The 4488-nt window shown below is 74.8% G+C and carries 3 protein-coding genes and 1 pseudogene; all 4 read left to right on the top strand.

The features are described from left to right. Nucleotides 1-296 (top strand): annotated as a pseudogene (locus AOK23_RS38280) (ABC transporter permease); the annotation flags it as partial. A 3-nt stretch (nt 297-299) separates the two neighbouring features. Beyond that, nucleotides 300-1382, top strand: a complete 1083-nt coding sequence (locus AOK23_RS38275; protein ID WP_055717078.1) for an ABC transporter ATP-binding protein — start codon at nt 300-302, stop codon at nt 1380-1382. A 204-nt stretch (nt 1383-1586) separates the two neighbouring features. Next, the gene (locus AOK23_RS38270) at nt 1587-3056 is read left to right on the top strand and encodes an HAD-IA family hydrolase (protein WP_055717077.1); all 1470 of its coding nucleotides are present in this window, start codon (nt 1587-1589) and stop codon (nt 3054-3056) included. Between the two features lie 145 nt (nt 3057-3201). Further along, entirely contained in the window at nt 3202-4425 is a 1224-nt protein-coding gene (locus AOK23_RS38265) for an MFS transporter (RefSeq protein WP_055717076.1), read from the top strand. The last annotated feature ends 63 nt before the right edge of the window (nt 4426-4488 follow it).

The raw sequence follows: 4488 nt of genomic DNA, 5'->3' as shown, positions 1-4488 counted from the left end.
CCCGCAGCTGCGGGGCGAACTGGCCGCAGGCGCTGGTGCGGGCCGTGCTGCCCAATCTGCGCGGGGCCCTGCTCAACTCCGCGTTCCTCACCCTGGCCCTGGTGCTCGGCGAGTTCACCGTCGCCCAACTGCTGGGCTTCCGGCCGTTCGCCGTGTGGATCGTCAACGTCAGCGGCTCGCAGGCCCAGCTCTCCGTCGCCGTCTCGGTGCTCAGCCTGCTCGTCACCTGGGCCATGCTCCTCGCGCTCGCCTCCTTCGGCGGACGCACCCCAACCGCTTCCGCCTCACGGGGATGAACCATGACCGTCCTTGAGACCACCGCCACCGATACCACCGACACCGCCGCCACCGTCGAGTTCCGGGGACTGCGCCGCGAGTTCGGGACGACCGTCGCCCTCGACGGACTGGACCTGACCGTCCGGCCCGGCGAACTGCTCGCCCTGCTCGGCCCCTCCGGCTGCGGCAAGACCACCGCGCTGCGGATGCTCGCCGGCTTCGAACACCCCGACGCCGGCGAGGTGCTCGTCGACGGGGAGGACGTCACCCGCGTCCCGGCCCACCGGCGCGATGCCGGCATGGTCTTCCAGTCGTACAGCCTCTTCCCGCACCTCAGCGCCCTCGACAACGTCGCGTTCGGGCTGCGCATGCGCAAGGTGCGCACGCCGGAACGACGCTCCAGGGCGGCCGAGTTGCTCGACCTCGTGGGCCTCGCCGACAAGGGCGACCGGTACCCGCACCAACTCTCCGGCGGCCAGCAGCAGCGCGTCGCCCTCGCCCGGGCGCTCGCCCTGCGGCCCCGCGTCCTGCTGCTCGACGAACCCCTGTCCGCCCTCGACGCCAAGGTGCGGCTCACCCTCCGCGAGGAGATCCGCCGGCTCCAGCAGGAGCTGGGCATCACCACCCTGTTCGTGACCCACGACCAGGAGGAGGCCCTGTCCATGGCCGACCGGGTCGCCGTGATGCACGCCGGGCGGCTCGAACAGTGCGCGGCACCCGTCGAGCTGTACGGGCGTCCGGCCACCGCCTTCGTCGCCGAGTTCGTCGGCACGATGAGCCGGATCCCCGGACGGCTGGACGGCACGACGGTCGAGGTGCTCGGGCGGCGGCTGCCCGTGGACGGGACGGCGCCGGCCGGCGACGAGGTGGACGTCCTCGTGCGCCCGGAGGCGGTCGGGGTACGGCCCGAGGAGACCGGGGACGCCCGCGTGGTCGCCTCCGCGTTCCTCGGCGCCGCCACCCGCCTCACCGTACGGCTCGCCGACGGCACCGAGGTCAAGGCCGACCTGCCCACCCACGAGGCGGCGACCCTCGGCGCGGGAACGGCCGTGACCGTGAGCCTCCCGGAGCGACCGGTGCTGGTCGCCCCGCGTGCCACGCGCTGACCACCCCACGCCGCGGGCCGCGCGCTGCCATCGAGTCTGGGGGCCACGCGCCGCCATCGAGCCTTGCGGGCCGCGCGCTGCCACCGAGCCTTGGGGCGCGCTGCCACCGCAAGCGCCGCCCGCCCCGCCCGCGTGCCATCCGCTGACCCCGCCCGGCTCCCGCGGCCGGGCACCGTCCCGACACTGCCACGGAAAGAGAAGCCCTTGTCCCGACCCCCGTTGCAGGCCGCCCTGTTCGACATGGACGGCACGCTCGTCGACACCGAGCGGCTCTGGTGGGAGGCGGTGGAAGAGGTGGCCGCCGGCCTCGGACGCGCGCTGACCGGCGCCGACCAGCCGGACGTCCTCGGCCGCCCGGTCGAGCACACCGCCGCCTGGCTCGCCGGGATCACCGACGCGCCGCTCGGCGAACTGGCCGTCGCGCTCCACCGGGAGTTCGCCGACCGGGTCCGCACCGGGATCGTGCCCCGGCCGGGCGCCCTGGAGCTGCTGCGGGCCCTGGCCCGCGAGGGCGTCCCCACCGCCCTGGTCACCGCGTCGCCGCGCGCCGTCGCCGACACCGTCCTCGACGTCCTCGGCCGTGAACTGTTCGCCGTCTCCGTCACCGCCGACGACACCGAGCACACCAAGCCCGCCCCCGACCCCTATCTCGCCGCCTGCCGCGCCCTCGGCGTCGACCCGGCCGCCTGTGTCGCCGTCGAGGACACCGAGACCGGTGTCGCCTCGGCCGAGGCGGCGGGCTGCGTGGTCCTCGCGGTGCCCTCGCTCGCGCCGATCGACGAGGCGCCCGGCCGGACCGTACGGGAGAGCCTGGAGGACGTGACCCCGGCGAGCCTGCGCCGGCTGGTCGCCCCCGACGGCCCCACCCTGCGCGTGATGACCTGGAACCTCTGGCACGGCGGCACCAAGGTCCGCGACCACCGCGCCAAACAGCTCGCGGTGATCGCCGAGACCGGGGCCGACGTGGTGGGCCTCCAGGAGACGTACGGCACCGCCGCCGAGGAACTCGCCGAGGCGCTCGGCTGGCACCACCACCGGGCCGGCGACAACCTCGGCGTCATCAGCCGCCACCCGATCACGGCCCGCCTCGGCGACCCGGACGTCGGCTTCTACGGGGCGGCGGGCGTCCGCGTCAGGACCGGCACCGGCACCGAGGTCGACGTGTGGACGGTCCACCTCGACTACAAGCCGTACGGGCCCTACGAGGCCGCCTTCGACGGGCTGGGCTCCGACGAGCTGATCGCCCACGAGGAGGTGCGCCTCGGCCAGCTGAGGGACTGCCTGCGGCAGCTCGACGGCACCGTGCCGGTCGTCCTGGTGGGCGACTTCAACAGCCCCTCGCACCTCGACCGGCCGGAGGTCGACTGGCCGGTGACCAGGGCCGCCGAGGCGGCCGGCCTGCGCGACTCCTACCGCGAGGCCCACCCCGACCCCGTGCGGGACCCCGGCCACACCTGGTCGCCGATCCACGTCGAGCACGAGGACGGCAGCGGCCGCCCGGAGCCGCAGGACCGCATCGACTTCGTCCTGCACCGGGGCCTGGCCGTGCTCGACTCCCGCACCTACGTCCGCGGCACCCCCCGCACCTGGCCGGACGTCGAGGACAACGACTGGCCGTCGGACCACGCGGCGGTCGTCACGACGTTCGCGCTGGACGCGGCCGCCGCCCGGTGACGGCGGAAATCCCCTGGGCCGGGCGGGACGGCCCGGCTAGCATCGGTGCCATGACCTGGCGACATTGATCCACCAGCCGTGCCTCCCGAGGGCCGCCTCGGACGCCGTACCCCCGACGTCCGAATCGCCCCTGCGGGAAGGCCCCATGACAATCTCACCTGCGCGTGCGCCCCGCGCCGCGGACCTCCGGACCACCGGTGTCCGCCGACTGACGGCCACGCTGTACGGCTACGCGTTCCTCGACGACTTCGTGCTGCTCTACCCGGTGTACGCGCTGCTGTTCAGCGACACCGGCCTGTCCCTCTGGCAGGTCTCCTCGCTGTTCGCCCTGTGGTCGATCACCGGGATCCTGCTGGAGGTCCCCTCCGGAGCCTGGGCCGACGCCGTCTCCCGACGGCTGCTGCTGTGGCTCGGCCCGCTGCTCACCGCCGCCGGCTTCGCCCTGTGGGTGATCGTGCCGTCGTACGGGGCGTTCGCCCTCGGCTTCGTGCTGTGGGGGGTGCGCGGAGCGCTCGGCTCCGGTGCCCTGGAGGCGCTGGTCTACGACGAACTGGACCGGCTCGGCGCCGCCGACCGGTACGCGCGCGTGATCGGCCGGGCCCAGGCGGCCGGGATGATCGCCGTGATGGCGGCGATCGGGCTGGCCGGGCCGGTGCTCGACCTCGGCGGCTACCCGGCCGTCGGCGCGGCGAGCGTCCTGGTCTGCGTACTGACCTCGGCGCTGGCGACCCGGTTCCCCGAGCATCGCCCGACGGCCGTCGGCGGCGCTGACCGCGCCTCCACCCTCACGACCCTGCGGACCGGGCTCGCCGAGGTCCGCCGCAGCCGTTCCGCGCGCGGAGCCCTGCTCCTCGTCCCCGCGGTCGGCGCGGTCTGGGGCGCCCTCGACGAGTACACCCCGCTGCTGGTCCGCGACACCGGTGTGGCCCAGCAGACGGTGCCGTACCTGCTGCTGCTCATCTGGGCCGGCCCCACGGTCGGCAGTCTGCTGACCGGCGTGGGCGAACGCCTCGGCACGGCCGGGCTGGGGGTGGTCCTCGCCGTCTCGGCGCTCGCCCTCGCCGGGGGCGCCCTGACGGCTACCCCCGCCGGTGTCGCCCTCGTGGGTGTCGCGTTCGGCGGCTTCCAGCTGGTCAACGTGCTCGTCGACGCCCGGCTCCAGGACCGTATCGAGGGGGAGCGTCGGGCCACCCTCACCTCGGTCGCGAGTATGGGCACCGAACTGGCCACCGTCGCCGTCTTCGCGGGATACGCACTGCTCGGCGCGCACCACGCCCACAGCACCGTCTTCGCGGTGTTCGCGGTGCCCTACCTGGTGACGGCGCTGGTCCTGGTCGCGAGAACGGGGACGTCCACGGCACGCACCTGACCCCTCGACCCACCTGCTCCCGGCGCCGCCCCCGTCCGTCCGGGACGGGGGCGGCCCCAGGAG

This window comes from Streptomyces torulosus (genome assembly GCF_001419765.1).
GTDB classification, from domain to species: domain Bacteria; phylum Actinomycetota; class Actinomycetes; order Streptomycetales; family Streptomycetaceae; genus Streptomyces; species Streptomyces torulosus.
Note: the sequence above shows the minus strand (reverse complement) of the source record. Positions and strands in the feature narration are given on the sequence as shown.